General features: G+C 73.3%; 9 protein-coding genes. 4 read left to right on the top strand and 5 right to left on the bottom strand.

The window, feature by feature from the left end:
• The first annotated feature begins 51 nt into the window (after positions 1 to 51).
• Positions 52 to 963: a glutathione S-transferase C-terminal domain-containing protein gene (locus AB0959_RS03770; RefSeq protein ID WP_366824631.1), complete on the top strand. Its 912-nt coding sequence runs from the start codon at positions 52 to 54 to the stop codon at positions 961 to 963.
• On the opposite strand, the gene AB0959_RS03765 is transcribed toward AB0959_RS03770, so the two are convergent.
• Together AB0959_RS03765 and AB0959_RS03760 are read right to left on the bottom strand one after the other, a co-directional pair.
• Positions 880 to 2175 (bottom strand): MFS transporter, encoded by a 1296-nt coding sequence (locus AB0959_RS03765; protein ID WP_366824630.1) that lies wholly within the window; start codon positions 2173 to 2175, stop codon positions 880 to 882. The two genes, AB0959_RS03770 and AB0959_RS03765, sit on opposite strands and share 84 nt — an antisense overlap.
• Positions 2172 to 3584 carry a M20 family metallopeptidase gene (locus tag AB0959_RS03760; RefSeq protein ID WP_366824629.1) on the bottom strand — a complete coding sequence of 471 codons (1413 nt, stop codon included), beginning with the start codon at positions 3582 to 3584 and terminating at the stop codon, positions 2172 to 2174. Before AB0959_RS03760 ends, AB0959_RS03765 begins: the two co-directional genes overlap by 4 nt.
• A gap of 223 nt (positions 3585 to 3807) precedes the next feature.
• Between AB0959_RS03760 and AB0959_RS03755 the strand changes: the two genes are divergently transcribed.
• Entirely contained in the window at positions 3808 to 4788 is a 981-nt protein-coding gene (locus AB0959_RS03755) for a LysR family transcriptional regulator (protein ID WP_366824628.1), read from the top strand.
• Here the strand turns inward: AB0959_RS03755 and AB0959_RS03750 are convergent.
• The 3 genes from AB0959_RS03750 to AB0959_RS03740 form a co-directional block, all read right to left on the bottom strand.
• On the bottom strand, positions 4679 to 5773 hold the full coding sequence (locus AB0959_RS03750; RefSeq protein WP_366824627.1) for an NAD-dependent epimerase/dehydratase family protein: 1095 nt from the start codon (positions 5771 to 5773) through the stop codon (positions 4679 to 4681). The genes AB0959_RS03755 and AB0959_RS03750 overlap by 110 nt on opposite strands.
• 168 nt (positions 5774 to 5941) lie before the next feature.
• A complete protein-coding gene (locus tag AB0959_RS03745) occupies positions 5942 to 6769 on the bottom strand; it encodes a metallophosphoesterase (RefSeq protein WP_366824626.1) in 828 nt (275 codons plus the stop codon).
• A gap of 1 nt (position 6770) precedes the next feature.
• A complete protein-coding gene (locus AB0959_RS03740; RefSeq protein WP_366824625.1) occupies positions 6771 to 7544 on the bottom strand; it encodes an alpha/beta fold hydrolase in 774 nt (257 codons plus the stop codon).
• A gap of 307 nt (positions 7545 to 7851) precedes the next feature.
• On the opposite strand from AB0959_RS03740, the gene AB0959_RS03735 reads away from it, so the two are divergent.
• Both AB0959_RS03735 and AB0959_RS03730 read left to right on the top strand, forming a co-directional pair.
• Complete coding sequence (locus AB0959_RS03735; RefSeq protein WP_366824624.1) at positions 7852 to 14544, top strand: type I polyketide synthase; 6693 nt, start codon at positions 7852 to 7854, stop codon at positions 14542 to 14544.
• A 93-nt stretch (positions 14545 to 14637) separates the two neighbouring features.
• The gene (locus AB0959_RS03730; protein WP_366824623.1) at positions 14638 to 21198 is read left to right on the top strand and encodes a type I polyketide synthase; all 6561 of its coding nucleotides are present in this window, start codon (positions 14638 to 14640) and stop codon (positions 21196 to 21198) included.
• Positions 21199 to 21280: the final 82 nt, after the last annotated feature.

Below are 21280 nucleotides of genomic sequence, written 5' to 3'. Positions count from 1 at the left end.
CGCGTGCCGTCGCCGCAGTACGCCCGAGCCCGAAGACTCCCAGGGAGACGTATGTCCGCCACATCGTCCGCAGCCGTGCCGTCCTTCCGGAGCAGGATCGGCCGTGACGCGCGCAGCGGCTACTACGCCGTTCCGCACCGCTACCGGCTCCACCTGGCGCTGTCCTGTCGTCACGGCCTGGAGATCGCCGTCACCCACAGCCTGCTCGGACTCGCCGACCGCCTGCCCGTGACGCTGCTGCCCGCCGTGCCCGACGCGCCCGGCGGCGGGCACCTGGCGCTGCGCCCGCTGTACGACGCCAGTGAGCACCAGCACCGGGGCCCCGCCGCGGCGCCGGTGCTCAGCGACCAGTGGACCGGGCGGATCGTCAGCAGCCACGGCCCCGACATCCTGCGGGACCTGGCCCGCCGGTTCGGCGGCGACGGCCCCGTCCTCCACCCGTGCGGCACGGAGGACGCCGTCAGGGCAGTCGTCCGGCTCTGCGAGCAGGACATCACCGCGTCCGCACAGCGCGCGGGCGAGGCCGGCATCGCCCCGTCCGTCCGCGACGCGGCGCTCGCCACCCTGCTGGACGCCCTGGGCGAGCTGGAGCGGCGGATCGGGTCGCACGAGTACGTGCTGGGCGACCGGCTGACCGCCGCGGACGTACGGCTGTGGGTGACGCTGGTCCAGCTGGACACGGTGCACCGCCACCACCTGGACGCCGCCGCGGTGCACCGCATCGCCGACCACCGGCGGCTGTGGGCGTACGCACGGCGCCTGGCGCAGCACCCCGCGTTCGGCACGCATCTCGACCTCGACGGCATCGCCCGGCGCCACCACGCCCACTGCCGGGGCGAGGAGGCCGCCGGGGCGGCGACCCGGATCGTGGACTGGGCGTCAGCGGATGCCGTGGCTGCGCGCGCCCGCCACCAGTGCGGTCACGCTCAGCAGGGCCACGGCCAGCAGGTAGTACGCCGGTGACACCTGCGAGCCGGTCGCGGTGACGAGGGCCGCCGCGATCGTCGGGGTGAACCCGCCGAAGACGGCGACCGTCGTGTTGTAGCTGAACGACAGGCCGGTGGCCCGCGCACGGGCCGGGAACACGTCCGACATCACCGAGGGGAGCGCCCCGAAGTACGCGGCCTTCAACAGGCCGAGGACGGTCATGCACAGGGTGAGGGTCAGGAACGAGGGTGAGGCCGTGAGCCAGTGGAAGAGCGGGATCGCGGCCGCACCGATCAGCAGCGCCGACGGCAGCATGATGCGCAGCCGGCCGTAACGGTCGGCGAGCAGACCCACCACGGGCGTGCCGAACGTCAGGATGGCGCCGGTGATGAACAGCGCCACGTACGACAGCGAGTCGTCCAGGCCCAGCTCCTTGATGCCGAACGTCGGCAGGTACTGGAGGATGAAGTTCAGCGCCGTCGACACGATCAGCACACCGCCCGCGACCAGTAGACCACCCCAGTGGTCGCGGAACACCGAGAGGACGACGGACCGCGACCGGGGCGCCTGCTCGCCCGCCGCCTCCGCCATCGCCGGGGACTCCTCCACGTACCGGCGGACGAAGTACCCCACCGGCCCGATCAGCAGCCCGAACACGAACGGCACCCGCCAGCCCCACGACGTCATCTGCGCGTCCGACAGCACCGCCGTCAGACCCGCCGCGAAGCCCGCCGCCATCAGCGTCGACAACCCCTGGCTGGCGAACTGGAAGCTGCCGAGGAAGCCCTTGCGCCCCGCGTTCTGCTCGACGAGGAACGACGTCGCCGCGCCGAACTCGCCACCCGCCGCGAACCCTTGCAGCAGACGGGCCACGACGATCCCCAGCGGCGCGACGATGCCGAGGGTCGCGTAGCCCGGCATGAACGCCATCAGCAGCGTGCCCGCCACCATCAGCCGGATGGAGAGCATCAGTGCCTTCTTGCGGCCGCACCGGTCGGCGTACGCGCCGAGCAGCAGCCCGCCGATCGGCCGGATCAGGTAGGTGATGCCGAACACCGCGTACGTCTGGACCAGTTGGACACCCGCGTCGTCGGAGGGAAAGAAGGTACGGCCGATGTACGTCGCCAGCAGCGCGTACAGCGCGAGGTCGAACCACTCGAGGGCGTTGCCGATGGTGGCCGCCGCGATCGCGCGCCTCGTGGCCGTGGGCGTCGCGGTTGTCGCCGGGCCGGCCTGCTGAACGGTCATCGTGGGTCCTTCGCGTGCGTGGGGAGCGGGAGTTCGGGGGACGGGGTGCCGAGCGCGTGGAAGAGCGCCGTCGCCAGGACCAGGCCCTCGCGGGCGATCGGCGCGAGCATGTGCTCGTCGGGGGCGTGCTGCAGACAGCCGGGGTACGAGTGCGGCAGCCACAGGGCCGGCAGGCCGAGGACGTCGGTGAAGACCGAGTGGGGGAGTGAGCCGCCGATGTTGGGCAGGACGGTCACCGGCTGCTCGCTCACCCGCTCCAGCGCGGACTTCGCCCAGTGCACCCATGGATCGTCGAGCGGTGTCCGGGCGGCGGCGAACCGTCCGAGGACGGTCACGTCGACCATGGAGTAGCCCTCCCGAGCGAGATGCTCGGTGAGGATCTCGCCGACGCGGCTGACGTCCGTGCCCGCCACATAACGGAGTTGGAGGACCGCCCGGGCCCGGCCGGGAATCGCGTTGACCGGGTGGTCGATGTCGGCCGCGCCCAGCGACAGCACTTCCAGCGTGTTCCAGGCGTAGAGGCGTTCGGCGGTGGTGAGCGTGGTGTCGCCCCAGCCCTCGTCCGGCGCCGGGTCGCCGGGGCTGTTGGCGACAGTGACGCCGGTGAGCGACTGCCGTACGGCGTCGGGGAGTTCGGGCGGCAGGAGCTCCGGCACGCGGATGCGGCCGTGCCCGTCGACCACGCTCGCGACGGCCCCCGCCAGCGTGGTCGCCGGGTTGCGCAGGACACCGCCCCAGTTGCCCGAGTGGTACGCGTCCGGGCGTAGGTCGGCGTCGAGCAGGATCTGCACGCCACCGCGGGCGCCGAGGAAGAGCGTCGGGGTGGCCGCGTCCACGCGCGGCCCGTCCGAGGCGATGACCACGTCGGCGCGCAGCTCCTCACGGTGCGCGGCCGCGAACTCCGCGAGCCCGGGGGAGCCGATCTCCTCACCTGTCTCGAACAGGAAGGTGAGGTTGAAGCCGAGCCGGCCCTGCTCGGCGAGGAGCAGCCGCAGGGCGGCGAGGTTGACCAGGTGCTGGCCCTTGTTGTCGGCCGCGCCGCGCCCGTACCAGCGCTCACCGTCGGCGGTCAGCGTCCACGGATCACGGCCCTCGCTCCATCGCCCGGCCTGCCCCTCCACCACGTCCGCGTGCCCGTAGCACAGCAGCGTCGGCAGCCCGGGCGACTCCACGCGGCTGCCGACGAGGAACGGCCCGCCGCGCGGGTCGTCGTTCTCGTACGTCGTCACGGAGCACCCGAGCCCCGCCAGAGCGGGGGTGAGGACCCCGTCGAGGTATGCCCTGACGGCAACGCCCGATTCCGGGCGAGCGCTCTCGGTCGGATACGCGACCATGGCGGCCAGCTCGGCGAAGAAGGCGCCCGAGTCGACGAACTCCTCGGCTTTGTGCAGCAGTTGCGCGGGGATCACAGCGGTGTTTCTCCAGGATGTAGCGATGCGCCGGCGCGTGATCGAACACGGCCGGGCGACGGGAGAGCGGAGCGGACGGCGCGGTACGGTGGCGGTCCGCGCCGGGGGACGGGATGTTGGCTCAGCAGCGTAGGGCGGTTTCCGGCCGACGACCATTGCCGTTTGTGGCGCCGAGCGTTCTCATTTCGGCAACGCGCGAGGTGGGAGAGAAAGGAGTCGGACTGTGCAGCTAGTGCCGGTGAGCCTCACGTACTTCCTGGAGGTCGCGCGGACGGGATCGGTCAGTGAGGCGGCCCTGACGCTGAACGTCGCCCCCTCGGCCATCAGCCGTCAGATCGCCAAGCTGGAGTCCGGGATCGGGGTCCCACTGTTCGTCCGGCATCCGCGCGGGATGACCGTGACCGACGCGGGCTCCCGGCTGCTGGCGCACGCCCGCCGCAGCGAGGCCGAATCGGCCGCCCTCGTGGACGAGCTGCGCACGGGCCGGGGAGCCGATGTCCGCAGCGTGACCGTCGCCTGCTCGGAGGGGTTCGCGCGGCGCGTCGTGCCGGGTGCGATGGCCGCCTTCCGCCGTGAGCACCCCGACGTCACCTTCCGGCTCGACATCGTGCCCCGGCAGGAGGCGACCCGGCGGGTGGCCGAAGGGATCGCCGACGTCGCCGCCACCTACACGATGGGCCCCCAGCACGACGTACGGGTGGAGTGCGCCCTCGTCATCCCCGTCGCAGCGATCGTCCCGCTCGGCCACGAGCTGGCCGGCCGGGAGCGCGTCACCCTGGAAGAGCTGTGCGCGTATCCGCTGGCGCTCGGCTCGACAGGCACCAGCCAGCGCGAACTCTTCGACATCGGCGTCCAGTTGGAGGGCCTCACGGCCCGCCCGGCCCTGGTCTGCGACGCGCTCGCCCCGCAGTACGAGTTCGTGCGTTCCGGCGGTGGCATCGCCCTCGTCGGCGATCTCGGCGACCTGGACGAGAGCGAGGGCACGTCCTCGGACGGCGTCGCGTACGTCCGGGTCGACCACCCGGTGTTCCGGCAGCGCGAGGCGCAGATCCAGACGATGCTCGGCCGCCGGCTGCCCTGGGCGGCCACGCAGTTCACGGAGCTGCTGGTGTCGATGCTGCCGAGCCGCTCCCAGCAGCCCGCCGCCGCTGTCGCCAGGCCTCGTAGTGGTCCAGGACGGTCTCCTCGACCGGCCGGTAGGTGATACCCAGTTCGCGCACGCTCCTGCCGTTGTCCACCCGGAACCGGATGCCGAGGTGCTTGCGGATGTAGTCCTGGGTCAGGCCGAAGGCGGGGCCGAGGACGCGCACCGGCCAGTGGGGGAGAGCGGTGCGGGGGATGCGGAGGTCGCGGGGGTGGCGGGTACGGATGACGCGTGCCATGTCGTGGAAGGACGTCATCGTCTCGGCGGCGATGATGTAGCGGCCGCCTGCGTCGGGGGTCTCCGCGGCGGCGATGTGCGCGTCGGCGAGGTCGCGTACGTCGACCGTGGTGAAGCTGAAGTCCGGTGCGCCGTAGAAGAAGTAGCCCTTGAACAGTTCCTCCAGCAGGAACAGGCTGCCGGATTCCGAAGCGGGGGTGAGCGAAGGGCCCAGGACCAGGCCGGGATTGACGGACACCATGCGCCAGCGGTCCTGCTCCGCCTGCGCCGCCCACGCCGCGCGCTCCGCGAGCGTCTTGGCGTAGTGGTAGGGGTTGTTCTCCTCCGTGCTGGTGGTGTTGAAGTACGCCTCCGACAGCACCTGGCCGTCCATCTCCAGCACGTCCGCGTAGTCACCGAAGATCGCCCCGACGGTGGACGTGAACACGAGTCGCTCGACCGTGGGGGTCCTCTCCACGCTCGCGAGCACGTTGCGGGTGCCGAGGAGGGCCGGGTCGACCATGTCCCTGCGGCCGTCCTTGATCTTCTCCGGCATGAAGAACGGCGACGCCACGTGGAACACCACCGTGCAGTCCTTCGTCGCCTCGTCGAAGGAGCCCTCCTTCAGGAGGTCTGCCTCGAACAGGTCGAGTCGGCCGGGGAACGCCGTCTGCATCTCGTGCAGGGGCCGCACCTTCGCCGTGTTCGCCGTGGAGCGCACGGTGGCGTGCACCCGGTAGCCGCGCTCCAGCAACCTCCGGACCAGATGACTGCCGACGAAGCCGCTGCCGCCGGTCACCGCGACGGTGGTCTCCGTGCTTCTGCCCACGCTCTCAACTCCTGAGTGCCGCCCAGTGGTTGAAGGCAGGGTGTCATGGGGCGTGCTGTGGCGGCAGGCGTGGACGTCGGCTGTCCCTCTCCGCGGGCGGTCGTGTGCGGGCGGGCGGGGGCTGGTCGCGCGGTTCCCCGCGCCCCTTTTGGGTGGGGTTGAAGCGCGCTAGAGGACGTCACGCAGGAGACCCCGAGGGTGCCCCCGTCGCCGCCACTCCCGCGGATAGCCGACGGACACCTCCTCGAACCGCACGCCGTCGTGCACGGTCGTGCGGGGGATGTGCAGATGGCCGTAGACGACAGCCGCGGCGCGGAAGCGGACGTGCCAGTCGGCGGTGCGTTCCGTGCCGCACCACAGGGCGAACTCCGGGTACCACAGCACCCGGGTGGGCTCCCGTACCAGGGGCCAGTGATTCACGAGCACCGTGGCGGTCCCCGGGTCGAGCGCGGTCAGGCGGCGCTCGGTCTCGTCGACCCGTGCCCGGCACCACGACTCACGGTCCGCGTAGGGGTCGGGGGAGAGCTGGAACTCGTCGCTGCAGACGACCCCGGCCTCGTACGCCCGTTCCAGTGCCTGCTCCTTGGTGGCGGCTCCCTCGGGACGGAAGGTGTAGTCGTACAGGAGGAAGAGCGGGGCCACGGCCACCGGTCCGTCCGGGCCCCGCCAGACCGGGTAGGGGTCCTCCGGCGTCACCACCTCCAGGGAGCGGCACACGTCCACGAGGTGGCGGTAGCGGGCCTCGCCGCGCAGGCGCACAGGATCATCGTCGACCGTCCACAGCTCGTGGTTCCCCGGCACCCAGACGACCTTCGCGAAACGGCGGGACAGCACGTCGAGCGCGGCTGCGATGTCCGTGGTCCTCTCGGCGACGTCCCCGGCGACCAGCAGCCAGTCCTCGTCGGTGCCCGGCCGGAGCCGGTCCAGCCATTGCCGGTTCTCCTCGTAGGAGAGGTGCAGATCGCTGACGGCCAGCAGCCTCGGTCGCACCGCCACCTCAGCGGTCCGTCGGCACACCGGCCAGCGCGTCCCGGATCAGTCCGATCAGCCGGGGCGCCTGCTCGATGAGGTAGAAGTGGCCGCCGGGGTACGCCTCCACGCTGAACGCGCCGCTCGTGTGCTCCTGCCACGCCCGGACGTCGTCCAGCGGTGCCTTGGGGTCGTCGTCGCCGACCAGCGCCGTCACCGGGCAGCTCACCCGGTGCACCCGCTCCGGGCGGTACAGCTCGGCGGCGCGGTAGTCGCTGCGGATCGCGGGCAGCACCATGCGCAGCACCTCGTCGTCGCCCAGGATCCGGGTGTCGGTGCCGGCCAGCCGTTTGATCTCGGCGAGCAGGGCGTCGTCGCCGCGCTGGTGAACGTCCTCCCCCACCCTGAACCGGGACGGCGCCCGCCGGCCCGAGGCGAACAGCATCACCGGCACGATCCCCGCCCGCTGCTCCAGCAGACCGGCCAGCTCGAAGGCGAGCGACGCGCCCATGCTGTGCCCGAACAGGGCCAGCGGCCGGTCGGTCCACTCAGCCAGGAGCAACGGCAGCAGGTGGTCGGCCAGTTCGGGGATGCTGTCGACGCAGGGCTCCCTGAGCCGGTCCTGACGGCCCGGGTACTGCGCCGCGAGCACCTCGACGCGCGGTGAGAGGGCCTGGGAGACGGGAAAGTAGAAGCTCGCCGAACCTCCCGCGTGCGGCAGGCAAAGCAGGCGTACGGCACTGTCGTCGGCCGGGTGGTAGCGACGGATCCACAGATCCCTGTCCTCACTGCGCACGGTCACGTGGGGCTCCGGAGCGGTCGGGGCTGGGCTTTCCCTGCATGATGTCCTGGCTTGCCGGCTGTCTCAGCCGTCTTCGGAAGCTAACAGCCGCCGGACCCCGCCCGTGCGCTCCCCGGCCCCTGACCGCACCCCTAAAGCGCCGGGCCGAGGTCAGGGGTGTCAGGGGCGGAGGGGGAGCTGGTCTACTTCCGTTTCGAGTTTCAAGTACCAGAAGCCGTGGGTGAGTTGCCGGGCGGGTTGCCGCCCCCGACCCGCCGTCACCGGCTCCATGGTGGTATCCGCACGGCTCCGACCCCCGGGGGTTCCAGTGACGGACGAGGCACGGCTCGTCGAGTACATCCGCAACCTGACGGGTGATCTGCGCAAGGCTCACCGACGTGTCAAACAGCTGGAGGACTCCGGCAGTCAGCCCATCGCGATCGTCGGCATCGGGTGCCGCTTCCCCGGCGGGGTCACCGGACCCGACGAGCTGTGGCGGCTGGTCGACGAGGGACGCGACGCCGTGGGCGCCATGCCGGACGACCGTGGCTGGGACTTCGACGCCCTGTTCGCCCCGGATCCCGACCGGCTCGGCACCAGCCACGCCCGCGAAGGCGCGTTCCTGCACGACGCGGCCCGGTTCGACGCCGGATTCTTCGGCATCTCGCCGCGCGAGGCACTCGCCATGGACCCACAGCAGAGGCTGCTGCTGGAGGTGGCCTGGGAGTCCCTGGAACACGCCGGGATCGACCCCGGCACCCTGACCGGGAGCCGCACCGGGGTCTATGCCGGGCTCATGTACCACGACTACGCGGGCGAACTGTCCACCATGCCCGACGAGGTGCAGGGCTTCCTGAGCACGGGCGTCGCGGGCAGTGTCGTCTCCGGCCGCGTCGCCTACACCTTCGGCCTCGAGGGCCCGGCCGTCACCGTGGACACGGCCTGCTCCTCCTCGCTGGTCACACTCCACCTCGCGGCCCAGGCCCTGCGAGCCGGCGAGTGCGACCTGGCGCTGGCGGGCGGCGTCACCGTCATGGCCACCCCTTCCACCTTCGTGGAGAACTCCCGCCAGGGCGGCCTGGCCGCCGACGGCCGGTGCAAGTCGTTCGCGGGGGCCGCCGACGGCACCGGCTGGGGCGAGGGTGCCGCCCTGCTGGTCGTGGAGCGGCTGTCCGACGCCCGGCGCCACGGCCACGAGGTTCTCGCGGTGATCCGTGGCACCGCCGTCAACCAGGACGGCGCCAGCAACGGTCTCACCGCGCCCAACGGCCCCTCCCAGCAACGGGTCATCAGCCAGGCCCTCGCCAACGCCCGGTTGACCGCCGGCGACGTCGATGCCGTCGAGGCACACGGCACGGGCACCCGGCTCGGCGACCCCGTCGAGGCGCAGGCACTGCTGGCCACCTACGGCAGGGAACGCCCCGACGGGCAGCCGCTGTGGCTGGGCTCCATCAAGTCCAACCTGGCCCATACCCAGGCCGCCGCGGGCGCCGCCGGCGTCATCAAGATGGTGATGGCGATACGGCACGGGAAACTGCCCCGCACGCTGCACGTCGACGCGCCGACACCCCAGGTGGACTGGACGGCGGGCGCCGTCGAGCTGCTCGCCGAGCCACGGGACTGGCCCGATCTGGACCGGCCCCGGCGTGCGGCCGTCTCATCGTTCGGCGTGAGCGGCACCAACGCCCATGTGATCCTCGAACAGGCCCCCGTGAACGAGGAGCCCACGGCGGACGCCGAGGTCGAGCCGGCACCCGCGTTGCCCGCCGTCCCCGTCCTGCTGTCCGCTCGCGACGCCGACGCGCTGGCCGCACAGGCCGCCCGGCTGCACGATCACATCACCGGTCCCGACAGCGGCCGCCTGCTCGGCGTCACCGGCCCGGACAGCGGCCGCCTGCTCGGCGTCACCGGCCCGGACAGCGGCCGCCTGCTCGACCTCGGCCACACCACCGCGACCGCCCGCGCCGCCCTCGACCACCGGGCCGTGGTCGTCGCGGACGGCCACGACGAGCTCGTACGCGGCCTGAAGGCGCTGGCCTCGGCCGAGCCCGCCCCAGGGCTGCTGACCGGACCGGCCGACGACCAGGTCTGCGCCTTCCTGTTCACCGGCCAGGGCGCTCAACGCCCCGGTATGGGACGCGAGTTGTACGAGGTCTTCCCGGCGTACGCACAGGCACTCGACACGATCTGCGCCGACCTCGACGGCCACCTCGGACACGACCTGAAGTCCCTGATGTTCGCCGAGGCGGGCTCGGACGCGGCGGCGCTGCTGGACGACACCCAGTACACCCAGGCGGCGACCTTCGCGATGGAGGTGGCGCTCTTCCGGCTGGTCGAGAGCTGGGGGACGACCCCCCGGTACGTGGCCGGCCACTCCGTCGGCGAACTCGCCGCGGCCCACGTCTCCGGCATGCTGTCGCTGACCGACGCCTGCGCGCTGGTGGCCGCGCGCGGCAAGCTGATGCAGGCGCTCCCGACGGGCGGCGCGATGGTGGCCCTGGAGGCAGCCGAGCACGAGGTGACGCCGCTGCTGGCGGGCCAGGAGGCCGCCGTCGCGCTTGCCGCGGTCAACGGGGAGCGGTCCGTCGTCGCCTCGGGCACGGCCGCCGCGGTCGCCTCCGTCGCCGAGCACTTCGCCGGCCGCGGGCGCCGCACCCGCCGGCTGCGCGTCTCGCACGCCTTCCACTCACCGCTGATGGACCCGATGCTGGACGAGTTCCGCGACGTCGTACGGAAGGTGGAGTTCCAGGCACCGGTCCTGCCCGTCGTCTCCAGCGTCACCGGCACGCTCCAGGACGAGGAGCGGTGGCGGTCGCCGGACTACTGGGCCCGACAGGTCCGGGACACCGTCCGCTTCCACGACGTCACCCGCACCCTGCGCGACGCGGGCGTCACCACCCTGCTCGAACTGGGCCCGGACGCGGTGCTCACCGCCCAGGCGGACGATGGCCCCGACGGCTCCGGCTCCCCGCTGTGGGTGGCAGCCCAGCGCCGCGACCAGCCCGAGGTCCGCGCGCTCGTCACCGCTGTGGCCCGTCTGCACACCCATGGTGTCCCCGTCGACTGGGCCGCCTTCTACGCGGACCGGGGCGCGCGCCGGGTGGCGCTGCCCACGTACGCGTTCCAGCGAGGCCGCTACTGGCTGCGCCCCAAGCCGGGCGCGGCGGCGACGGGCGCCGCAGGACTGCCCGCCGACCGGCACCCCCTGCTCGGGGCCGCCGTCACCGTGGCCGGCACGGACACGCTGCTGCTGACCGGCCGCCTCGGCCTGGACACCCACCCATGGCTGGCCGACCACGCGGTCGGCGGCACGGTCCTCGTCCCCGGAACCGCCCTCGTGGAACTCGCCCTCCATGCCGCCGCCCGGCTCGACGCCGGCGCCCGGACGACCCTCTCGGTGGGCGAACTCGTCCTGCACGCCCCCCTGGTGCTCCCCTCCACGCGCGGCGTACGCCTCCAGGCGGTCGTCGGTGAGCCCGGCCCCGACGGGCGGCGCACCTTCACCGTCGCCTCCCAGCCGGAGACGGCCACCGGCGACGAGTGGAGCCTGCACGCAGACGGAACCCTGGGCGACGAGCGGGCCGGTGGTGAGCCGACCGACGGCGAACGGACCGACCATGGGCAGGGTGGAGACGCCGACGCGTGGGCCGCCGAGGGCAGTTGGCCCCCGCCCGAGGCCGCACCGCTCGACACCGGCTCGCTCTACGACGACTTCGCCGCCGCCGGCTTCGCCTACGGCCCCGCCTTCCAGGGCGTACGCCGGGCCTGGCGGCGGGGCGACGAGGTGTACGCCGAGGTCGCCCTGACCGAGGCGGCCGCGGGCGACGCCGCCGCCTTCGGATTGCACCCGGCGCTCGCGGACGCGGCCCTGCACGCGGCGGTCTTCGCGGGCGGCCCCTTCGCCGCCCCGCCCGGCGAGGGACGGCTGCCCTTCGTCTGGGACGGGGTGACATTGCACGCCACCGGCGCCACGGCCCTGCGCGTCCGGCTCACGCCCATCGGCCCGGACAGGCTCGCCCTCGCGTTCGCCGACCCCGCGGGCACCCCGGTCGCTACCGTCCGCTCGCTCACCGTGCGGGCCGCCCCCACTGTCGTCACCGACGGCACCGGCAGTCCTCCGGCCCCGAGCCCGGCCGACGGGCTCCACGTGCCCGGCTGGGAGACCGTGCCGCCGCCGGACGGACCCGCCGTACCGGCCGGCCGCTGGGCCCTCGTCGGGGACCCGGACCGGTTGCCCGCCCTGCCGGAAGCCACTCACCATCCGGATGTGTCAGCCGCCGCCCTCGACGCCGACCACATCGTCGTCCACCTCGACGCCGCCCTGCCGCCCGGCACCGATCCCGGCGACCCCACCGCCGTGACGGCGGTCCACGTCGTGGCCCAGCGCGCGCTGGACACCGTACGCCGCTGGATCGCGGACGACACCCGCGCCGCCGCCCGGCTCGTCGTGCTGCTGCGCGCGGCCGTACGCGTCACCGACGGCGAGCCCGTACCCGACCCGGCCGCCGCCGCGGTGTGGGGGCTGCTCGGCTCCGCCGCACACGAGAACCCCGACCGGATCACCGTGCTCGACTGGGACGGCGACGAGGCGTCCGCCGCGGCCCTGCCGCAGGCCGTCGCCGTACCGGAGCCCCGCCTGGCCCTCCGGGCCGGTACCGTCCACGCGCCCCGCCTCACCCCTCTCGCCGACCACCCCGCCCTGTTGCCGCCCGCCGACGGCGGGCCCTGGGTCCTCGAACGCGTCGGCGACAGCGGCACCATCGACGACCTGGCACTCGTCCCGGCTCCCGGCGAGCTCACCGACCCGCCCGGGCCCGGCCAGGTGCGCGTGGACGTTCGCGCCGCCGGAGTGAACTTCCGGGACGTCGTCGTCGCTCTCGGCCTCGTCCCCCGACTGAGTGGCCTCGGCGGTGAACTCGCCGGCGTGGTCAGCGCCGTGGGACCGGACGTGCCCGGCCTGCGACCCGGCGACCGCGTCCTCGGTCTCGCCCCCGCGGCCTTCGGCCCGGTCGCCGTCACCGAGGACCGCTGGCTCGCGCCGATGCCCGACGGCTGGACCTTCGAACAGGCCGCGTCGGTGCCCATCGCCTACCTCACCGCCTACTACGGGCTGGTGGACCTCGCCGGAGTACGCCCGGGCCAGAAGGTCCTCGTGCACGCCGGAGCCGGAGGCGTCGGCACCGCGGCGGTCCAGCTGGCCCGGCACCTCGGCGCGGAGGTGTACGCCACCGCCAGCGACGGCAAACGCCCTGTGCTGCGCGCCGCCGGTCTCGACGACGCGCACACCGCCGACTCGCGCAGCCTCGATTTCGCCGACCACTTCCTGAAGACCACCGGCGGCGAGGGCATGGACGTCGTACTCGACTGTCTGGCCGGGGAGTTCGTCGACGCGGGCCTGAGGCTGCTGCCCCGCGGCGGCCACTTCCTGGAGATGGGCAAGACCGACATCCGCGTTCCCGCCACCGTGGCCGCCGCCCACCCCGGCGTCGCCTACCAGGCGTACGACCTCAACGAGGCCCCGCCCGAGCGGATGCGCGCCATGCTCACCGAGGTCCTGGAGCTCTTCGCCCAAGGCGCCCTGACACCACCGCCGCTGACCGTCTGGGACGTACGCCGCGCCCGCGACGCCTTCCGGGCGCTCAGCCAGGCCAAGCTGGTCGGCAAGGCCGTCCTCACGGTGCCTCGGCGCCCGGATCCCGAGGGCACGTACGTCGTCACCGGTGCGAGCGGCAACCTCGGCGGCCTCCTCGCGCGGCACCTCGTCGCCCGGCACGGGGCCCGCCGTCTGCTGCTGCTCAGCCGGCGCGGCCCCGAAGCGCCAGGTGCCGCCGCGCTGGAAGCCGACCTGCGCGTGGCCGGGGCACAGGCGGTCACCACCGTCGCCTGCGACGCCGCCGACCGCGACGCCCTGCGCTCCGTGCTCTCCGGGCTCGACCGCCCGCCGACGGCGATCGTGCACACCGCGGGCGTCCTCGACGACGGCCTGGCCGCGGGCCTCACCAACGAACAACTCCACCGTGTCCTGCGCCCCAAGGCCGACGCGGCCGCCCACCTGGACGCTCTTACCCGCGAACTCGGCCACGACCCGGCCCTGTTCGTGCTGTTCTCCTCCGCCTCCGGTGTCACCGGCAACCCCGGACAGGCCAACTACGCCGCCGCCAACACCTGTCTCGACGCCCTCGCCGCCCGGCGCCGGGCCCGGGGCCTCGCAGGCATGTCCCTGCTGTGGGGCGCCTGGGAGCAGTCCGGTGGCATGACCGCCGGCCTCAGCGACACCGACCAGCGCCGTATGGCCCGTTCCGGACTGCTCCCGCTGCCCCCGGACCACGGACTCGCCCTGTTCGACGCGGCCGTGGGTGCCGACACCGACGCGGTCGCGCCGATCGCGCTCGACGCCGCCGCCCTGCGGCAGCAGGCCGAGGCCGGCACCCTGCCCCCGGTCTTCCGTGGGCTGGTGCGCGCGCCCGCGCTCCGCCGCGCAGCCGCCGCGGGCCCGGGGGGCACCGGCGAGCCGGGACTCGCCGAGCGGCTGGCCGCGCTGTCCGGGACCGAGCGCGACCGTCTCCTGCTCGGCCTCGTCCACACCCACACCGCCACCGTCCTCGGCCACGGCTCGCCCGAGTCCCTCAGCCCCCAACGCACTTTCCGCGAGCTGGGCTTCGACTCCCTGACTGCCGTGGAACTGCGCAACAGCCTCGGCGCGGCGACCGGTCTCAGACTGCCCGCCACCCTCGTCTTCGACCACCCCACGCCCCAGGCGGTGGCCGCCCTGCTGCACGCCGAACTCGCCCCGCCTCAGGCATCGCCCGCCCAGGAGGCACTGGCCGTAGTCGACGGCCTCGCCCGCTCCCTGACCCAGGTCCCGGCGGACGACCCGGACCGCGCCCGCCTCGACGACCGGCTGCGGCAGTTGCTGACGACCTGGCAGCGGCCGGAGAGCGAGCCCGCGGACCGCGACCTCGAGGCGGCCTCCGACGACGACCTCTTCGCCATGGTCGAGGACGGGTTCCGGCTGTCCTGACCCGGCCGGTACCGCCCGCTTCGGCCGGACCCTCCTGACCCGCCGGGACCCGGCAGCCGACACCCCCACACCCCAGGGAAGTGACGCAATCGCATGTCCAGCACATCCCCCACGCCGCCCGGCACCGCCACAGAGACCAAGCTTCGTGACTACCTCAAGCGGGCCATCGCGGATGCCCGAGACCTTCGCGAACGGCTGCGCGAGACGGAGGAGAAGGCACGAGAGCCGATCGCCGTCATCGGTATGGCGTGCAGGTTCCCCGGCGGGGTCCGGTCCCCCGAGGACCTGTGGCACATGGTGGCCGACGGAGTGGACGCGATCTCCGGATTCCCCCGGGACCGGGGCTGGCCGGTCGACGAGCTGTACGAGGAGGGCGGTGGCCTCGCCTCGTCGGTGACCCTGGAGGGCGGCTTCCTCGACGATCCGGCGGGCTTCGACGCGGAGTTCTTCGGCGTCTCGCCCCGCGAGGCCATGACGATGGACCCCCAGCAACGGCTGCTGCTGGAGGTGTCGTGGGAGGCGGTGGAACGGGCCGGCATCGCGCCCCCAGCGCTGCGCGGCAGCCGTACCGGCGTCTTCTTCGGTGGCGGTTCGGAGGATTTCGTCGGCCTCCTGGCCATGGCCCAGGGCTCCGAGGAGGCGCCGTCCCTGACAGGGATGACCAGCAGCGTCATGTCCGGCCGTGTGGCGTACACGCTCGGCCTGGAGGGACCGGCGCTGACCGTCGACACCGCCTGCTCCTCCTCACTCGTCTCCCTCCACCTCGCCGTGCAGGCACTGCGTTCCGGTGAATGCGACCTGGCCCTCACGGGCGGCGTCACCGTGATGTCGACCCCCGGCATCTTCCCCGAGTTCGCCCGTCAGGGCGGTCTGGCCTCGGACGGTCGCTGCAAGGCGTTCGCGGACTGCGCCGACGGCACCGGCTGGGGCGAGGGCGTGGGTGTCCTCCTGGTGGAGCGGCTGTCGGACGCGCGGCGCCACGGCCATCCGGTGCTGGCGGTGGTGCGTGCCTCGGCGGTCAACCAGGACGGCGCCTCCAACGGCATGACCGCCCCCAACGGCCCCTCCCAGCAGCGCGTCATCCGGGACGCGTTGACCGTCGCCGGCCTGTCCCCGTCGGACGTGGACGCGGTGGAGGCCCACGGCACGGGTACGCGGCTCGGCGACCCCATCGAGGCGCAGGCGCTGCTGGCCACCTACGGCCAAGGACGCCCGGAGGAGCGGCCGTTGTGGGTCGGCTCCATCAAGTCCAACGTCGGCCACACGGTGGCGGCGGCCGGAGTGGGCGGCGTGATCAAGTCGGTGATGGCGCTGCGGCACGGGGTGCTGCCGAAGACACTGCACGTGGACGAGCCGACGCGGCAGGTGGACTGGTCGGCGGGGGCGGTGGAACTGCTGACGGAGTCGCGTCCGTGGCCGGAGACGGGACGGGCGAGGCGGGCAGCGGTGTCGTCGTTCGGGATCAGCGGCACCAACGCCCACGTCATCCTTGAACAGGGCGACACCGTCGAGCCGGGCGACGAGGACGAGTCCACCGGAGGCGAACGGCCTGTGCCCTGGCTGCTCTCCGCACGCAGCGCGGAATCCCTCCGGGCCCAGGCCACGAAGCTTCTCACCCACCTCGCGGACCGGCCCGCCGCACGCCCCCAGGATGTCGGCCTCGCGTCGGCGGTGTCACGTGCCCCCTTCGAGCACCGGGCCGTGGTCGTGGGCGGTGAGCGCGGCGAACTGCTGCGGGGCGTCACGGCTCTGGCCGAGGGACGACCGGACGCCGCCGTGGTGTCGGGCCGGGCGGGCGACGGGGGAGTCGTCTTCGTGTTTCCGGGTCAGGGGTCGCAGTGGGCGGGGATGGCGGTGGAACTGCTGGACGCCTCTCCGGTGTTCGCGGCGCGGATGGGGGAGTGCGAGGAGGCGTTGTCCGCGTTCGTGGACTGGTCGTTGACGGATGTGCTGCGGGGTGGTGGTGAGTTCGGCCGGGTGGATGTGGTCCAGCCGGTCTTGTGGGCGGTGATGGTGTCGTTGGCGGAGGTGTGGCGGTCGTACGGGGTGGAGCCGGCGGCTGTGGTCGGGCATTCGCAGGGGGAGATCGCCGCTGCGGTGGTGGCCGGGGCTCTGTCGCTCGGGGACGGCGCGAGGGTGGTGGCGCTGCGGTCGAAGGCGATCCTGGCCCTGTCGGGTGGGGGCGGGATGGTGTCGGTGCAGTTGCCCGCCGGGGAGGTGCGCGAGGCGGTCGGGAGGTGGGCCGGCCGGGTTGATCTGGCGGCGGTGAACGGTCCGTCCTCGGTGGTGGTGGCGGGTGAGGTCGAGGCGTTGGAGGAGTTGCTGGCCTGGGCTGACGGGCAGGGTGTCCGGGCCCGGCGTGTTGACGTGGACTATGCCTCCCACTCGGTCCAGGTTGAGGGGATCCGCGCTGAACTCCTGGAGTTGCTGGAGGGTTTGGCGCCCACGGACTCCCGGGTCCCGTTCTTTTCCACGGTCACCGGTGAGCGGTTCGACACCGTGGGGCTGGACGCGGAGTACTGGTACCGCAACCTGCGTTCCACCGTCCGACTCGAACCCAGCGTCAACGGTCTGCTGGAGGCCGGACACCACGTCTTCGTCGAGATCAGCCCGCACCCCGTCCTCACCGGCGCGGTGCAGGACACGGCGGAGTCGGCCGGGCGGGAGGTCGCCGTCACCGGGACCCTGCGCCGCGGTGAAGGGGGCCCGGAGCGGCTGCTGTTCTCCCTCGGCGAGGCGTACGTCCACGGAGCCGCCGTCGACTGGAGGGAATGGTTCGCAGGCACCGGTGCCCGCGCCGTGGACCTGCCGACGTACGCCTTCCAGCACCAGCGCTACTGGACCGAGGTGCCCGGCGCACGGCTCGGCGACGCGGCGCTCGCCGGACTCGGGCGGGCCGGACACCCGCTGCTCGGTGCCGCGGTGGAACTCGCCGACGCCGACCGGACCGTGTTCACCGGACGGCTGTCGCTGAAGGACCAGCCGTGGACGGCCGATCACGCGGTGTTCGGCACCGTGCTGCTGCCCGGCGCGGCCCTCGTGGAGCTGGCGCTGTGGGCCGGCGAGCGGTTCGTGCTGTCCCGACTGGACGAACTCGTCCTGGAGGCACCGCTGTTGCTCCCCGAGAGCGAACCCGTTCAGCTCCAGGTAGTGGTCGACGAAGCGGACGAGGCCGGACATCGGGCCGTACGGTTCCATTCACGCCCGGAGCGGGCGGGGGAGACGGAGGAGTGGACCCGGCACGGCAGTGCCGTGCTGGGCGGGGCGCCGCAGTCCGAGTTCGACCTCGGGGCGTGGCCGCCCGTCGGAGCCGAGCCGGTCGAACTGGACGATGTCTACGAGAAGATGGCGGCCGCCGGGTTCGGATACGGTCCTCTCTTCCGCCGGCTGCGAGCCGCCTGGCGACGCGGTGACGAGGTGTTCGCCGAGGTCGGGACGGAGCCCGGCGAGGGACGGGGCGAGGACGGCTTCCTCCTGCACCCCGCCCTCCTCGACGCGGCTCTGCACGGTGCCGGCCTGCTGCCGGGCACCCTGGACGGGGGCGCTCGGCTGCCGTTCTCGTGGTCCGGCGTGACGGTGCACGCGACGGGCGCGACCTCCCTGCGGGTACGACTGGCGCCGTCCGGAGCCGACGGGCTGTCCGTGCACGCCGTGGACGCCACCGGCGCGCCGGTCGTGACCGTGGACGAGCTCGCCTTCCGGTCGGTGACACCCGAACAGCTGTCCCCGGCGGCCGTCGTCGGACAGGACGCGCTGTTGCGCGTCGCGTGGACGGAACTCCCGGCCCGGTCGGCCGAGTCCGGCACCTACGTGGTCCTCGGAGCCGAACCAGTCCCCGGAATGCCCGGCTTCGGTTCCGTGGCGGAGCTGGACAGCGCCCTCAGCGAGGGTGCCCCGGCTCCGACCGCCGTCGTGGCCCGCTGTCCCGTCACCGCGACCGACGACACCATCGCGGAGGCCGCCGAACACGCCACGGTCTGGGGACTTGGCCTGCTGCGGGACTGGCTCGACGGCGACCGGCCGGCCGATCTGCCGCTGGTCGTCGTCACCTGTGACGCCGCGCCCGTGCCCGGCACCCGGACGAGCGCCACAGGAACCGCGCATGCTGCTCTGGTCGGCCTGCTGCGGTCCGCGCAGGCCGAGGAGCCGGGACGCATGGTCCTGCTGGACGCGGCGGCCGACGACGGGCCGCCGACCCCGGCCGCGCTGGACGCGGCACTCGCCGCCGGAGAGACCGAACTCGCCGTGAGGGAGGGCAGGATCCACGGGCGGCGCCTGCACAGGATCGCTCCGGAGCCGGACGTACTGGCCGAGCCCGCCGGCTGCGACCACTGGCGGCTGGACGTCACCGAGCCCGGATCCTTCGGTAATCTCGCCCTCGTACCCGGCCCGGAGGGCACCGCCGAACTCGCCGCGGGACAGGTGCGCCTGGCCGTCCGCGCGGCCGGGCTCAACTTCCGCGACACCCTCATCGCTCTCGGCATGTACCCGGACCGGGCACGGCTCGGCAGCGAGGGGTGCGGAGTGGTCACCGAGGTGGGGCCCGGAGTCACCTGGCCGATGCCCGGCGACCGGGTCATGGGCACGCTCGACACCCCCTTCGCGCCCATCTCCCTGGCCGACGCCCGGCTGCTCACCCCGGTGCCCGACGGATGGACCGACGTCCAGGGCGCCTCGGCCACCGTCGCTCATCTGACCGCCTACTACGGCCTGGTCGACCTCGCCGGACTGCGCGCCGGGCAGCGCGTCCTCGTCCACGCGGGAGCCGGCGGGGTCGGCTCCGCCGCCGTGCAACTGGCCCGCCATCTGGGGGCCGAGGTGTACGCGACCGCCTCCCGGACCAAGTGGGACGCGCTGCGGGCGGCCGGACTCGACGACGCGCACATCGCGGACTCGCGGACCCTCGACTTCCACGACGCGTTCCTCAAGGCCACGGACGGCCGCGGCATGGACGTCGTCCTCAACTGCCTCGCGGGCGAGTTCACCGACGCCTCGCTGCGGCTGATGCCGGGCGGCGGCCGGTTCGTCGAGATGGGCAAGACCGACCTGCGGGACCCCGCCGCGCTCGCCGCCGAGCACCCGGACGTCGACTACCGGCCCTTCGATCTGGCCGACGCCGGGCCGGAACGGATCCAGGAGATCCTGCGCGCCCTGAGCGAGTTGTTCGCCGACGGCGTGCTGACCCCGCCACCGGCGACCGTCTGGGACGTCCACCACGCTCCGAGGGCCTTCCGGGCGCTCGCACAGGCCACCCTCGTCGGCAAGGCCGTGCTCACCCTGGCCCCGACACGGTTCGCACCGGGCGAGACGGTGCTCGTCACGGGCGGCACCGGCACTCTGGGCGCTCTGGTCGCCCGCCATCTCGTGACCCGGCACGGCGCCCGGCACCTGATCCTCCAGTCCCGCACCGGCCCGGAGACACCGAGGGCCGAGGCGTTGCGCGTCGAACTCGCCACCGCGGGTGCCGACGTCGAGGTCGTGGCCGGTGACATCGGCGATCCCGATGCACCGTCCCGGCTGCACGAGGCCGTCGCGTCCCCGGGGCTCAGGCTGGCCGCCATCGTGCACTGCGCGGGCACCACCGACGACGGTGCGATCGCCTCCCTGACCCCGGACCGGCTCACCGCCGTACTCCGGCCCAAGACGCACGGCGCCCAGAACCTGCACCGGCTGACCGAACTCCACCCGGAGGTCAGGCAGTTGGTGCTGTTCTCCTCGGCCGCCGCCACCCTCGGCTCGCCCGGACAGGCGAACTACGCCGCCGCCAACGCCTTTCTCGACGCCTTCGCTCCTTGGCGACGGGAACGCGGTGGAGACGTCGTGTCCGTCGGCTGGGGGCTGTGGGAGGAGGCCAGCGCGCTGACAGCGCATCTGAACGCCGCCGACCACCAGCGGTTGCGCTCCGGCGGGTTTCGCGCCCTGCCCACCGACGAGGCTCTGGCCCTGCTCGACGAGACGCTGCTCGGCAGGCTCTCCGACCCCGCCGTCGTGGCGGCACCCGTCCGGACCGCGGCCCTGCGCGCACAGCACGCGCGGGAACCGCTGCCAGAACTGTTCCACGCCCTCCTCGGGCCGGCCGCGACCCGCGTACGGCGCCGGGCCGTCCAGGAGGCGCACGAACCCGGGGACGTCCTGCGCAGGCGGCTGGCCGCCATGCCCGCGGAACGGCGCGACAGCGCGCTGCTCGGTCTCGTCCGCGACCAGGTCGCCGCCGTACTGGGGCACACGACCGCCCGTTCGGTGGACCCGGAGCGGTCGTTCCGTGACATGGGCTTCGACTCCCTGACCGCCGTGGAACTGCGCAACCGGCTGAGCGCCGCCACCGGTCTGCGTTTTCCGGCCACGCTGGTCTTCGACCATCCGAGACTGGACGCCCTCGCCGCGCACGTGGCGTCCGTGCTCTTCCCCGGCATGGCCGAAAGCGTGCCCCGGGCGAAAACGGGGGAGAGGGACGCGGAGATCCGCAGCCTCCTGATGACCTTGCCGCTCGACCGACTGCGGGAAAGCGGCCTGCTCGACCCGCTACTCGCGCTTGCCTCTGGCCCCGAACCGACCGAGAGGGTCGTAGACGCAAACACGGATCAGATGCAGGAGCTTTACACAATGGACGCGGCCGCCCTCGTCGAAATGGCTCGCAACCTTTCCAGTGGGTGAAAAACTGACGCGTAATCATTTTCCCCGCTGAACGGGATCACCTCACATTCGGCCAGGTGCGGAATGCTCACTTCCAAGGCCG

Origin of the sequence: Streptomyces sp. NPDC046862 (genome assembly GCF_040704615.1) — a bacterium.
GTDB lineage: Bacteria > Actinomycetota > Actinomycetes > Streptomycetales > Streptomycetaceae > Streptomyces.
This window is presented reverse-complemented; position numbering and strand designations above follow the sequence as displayed.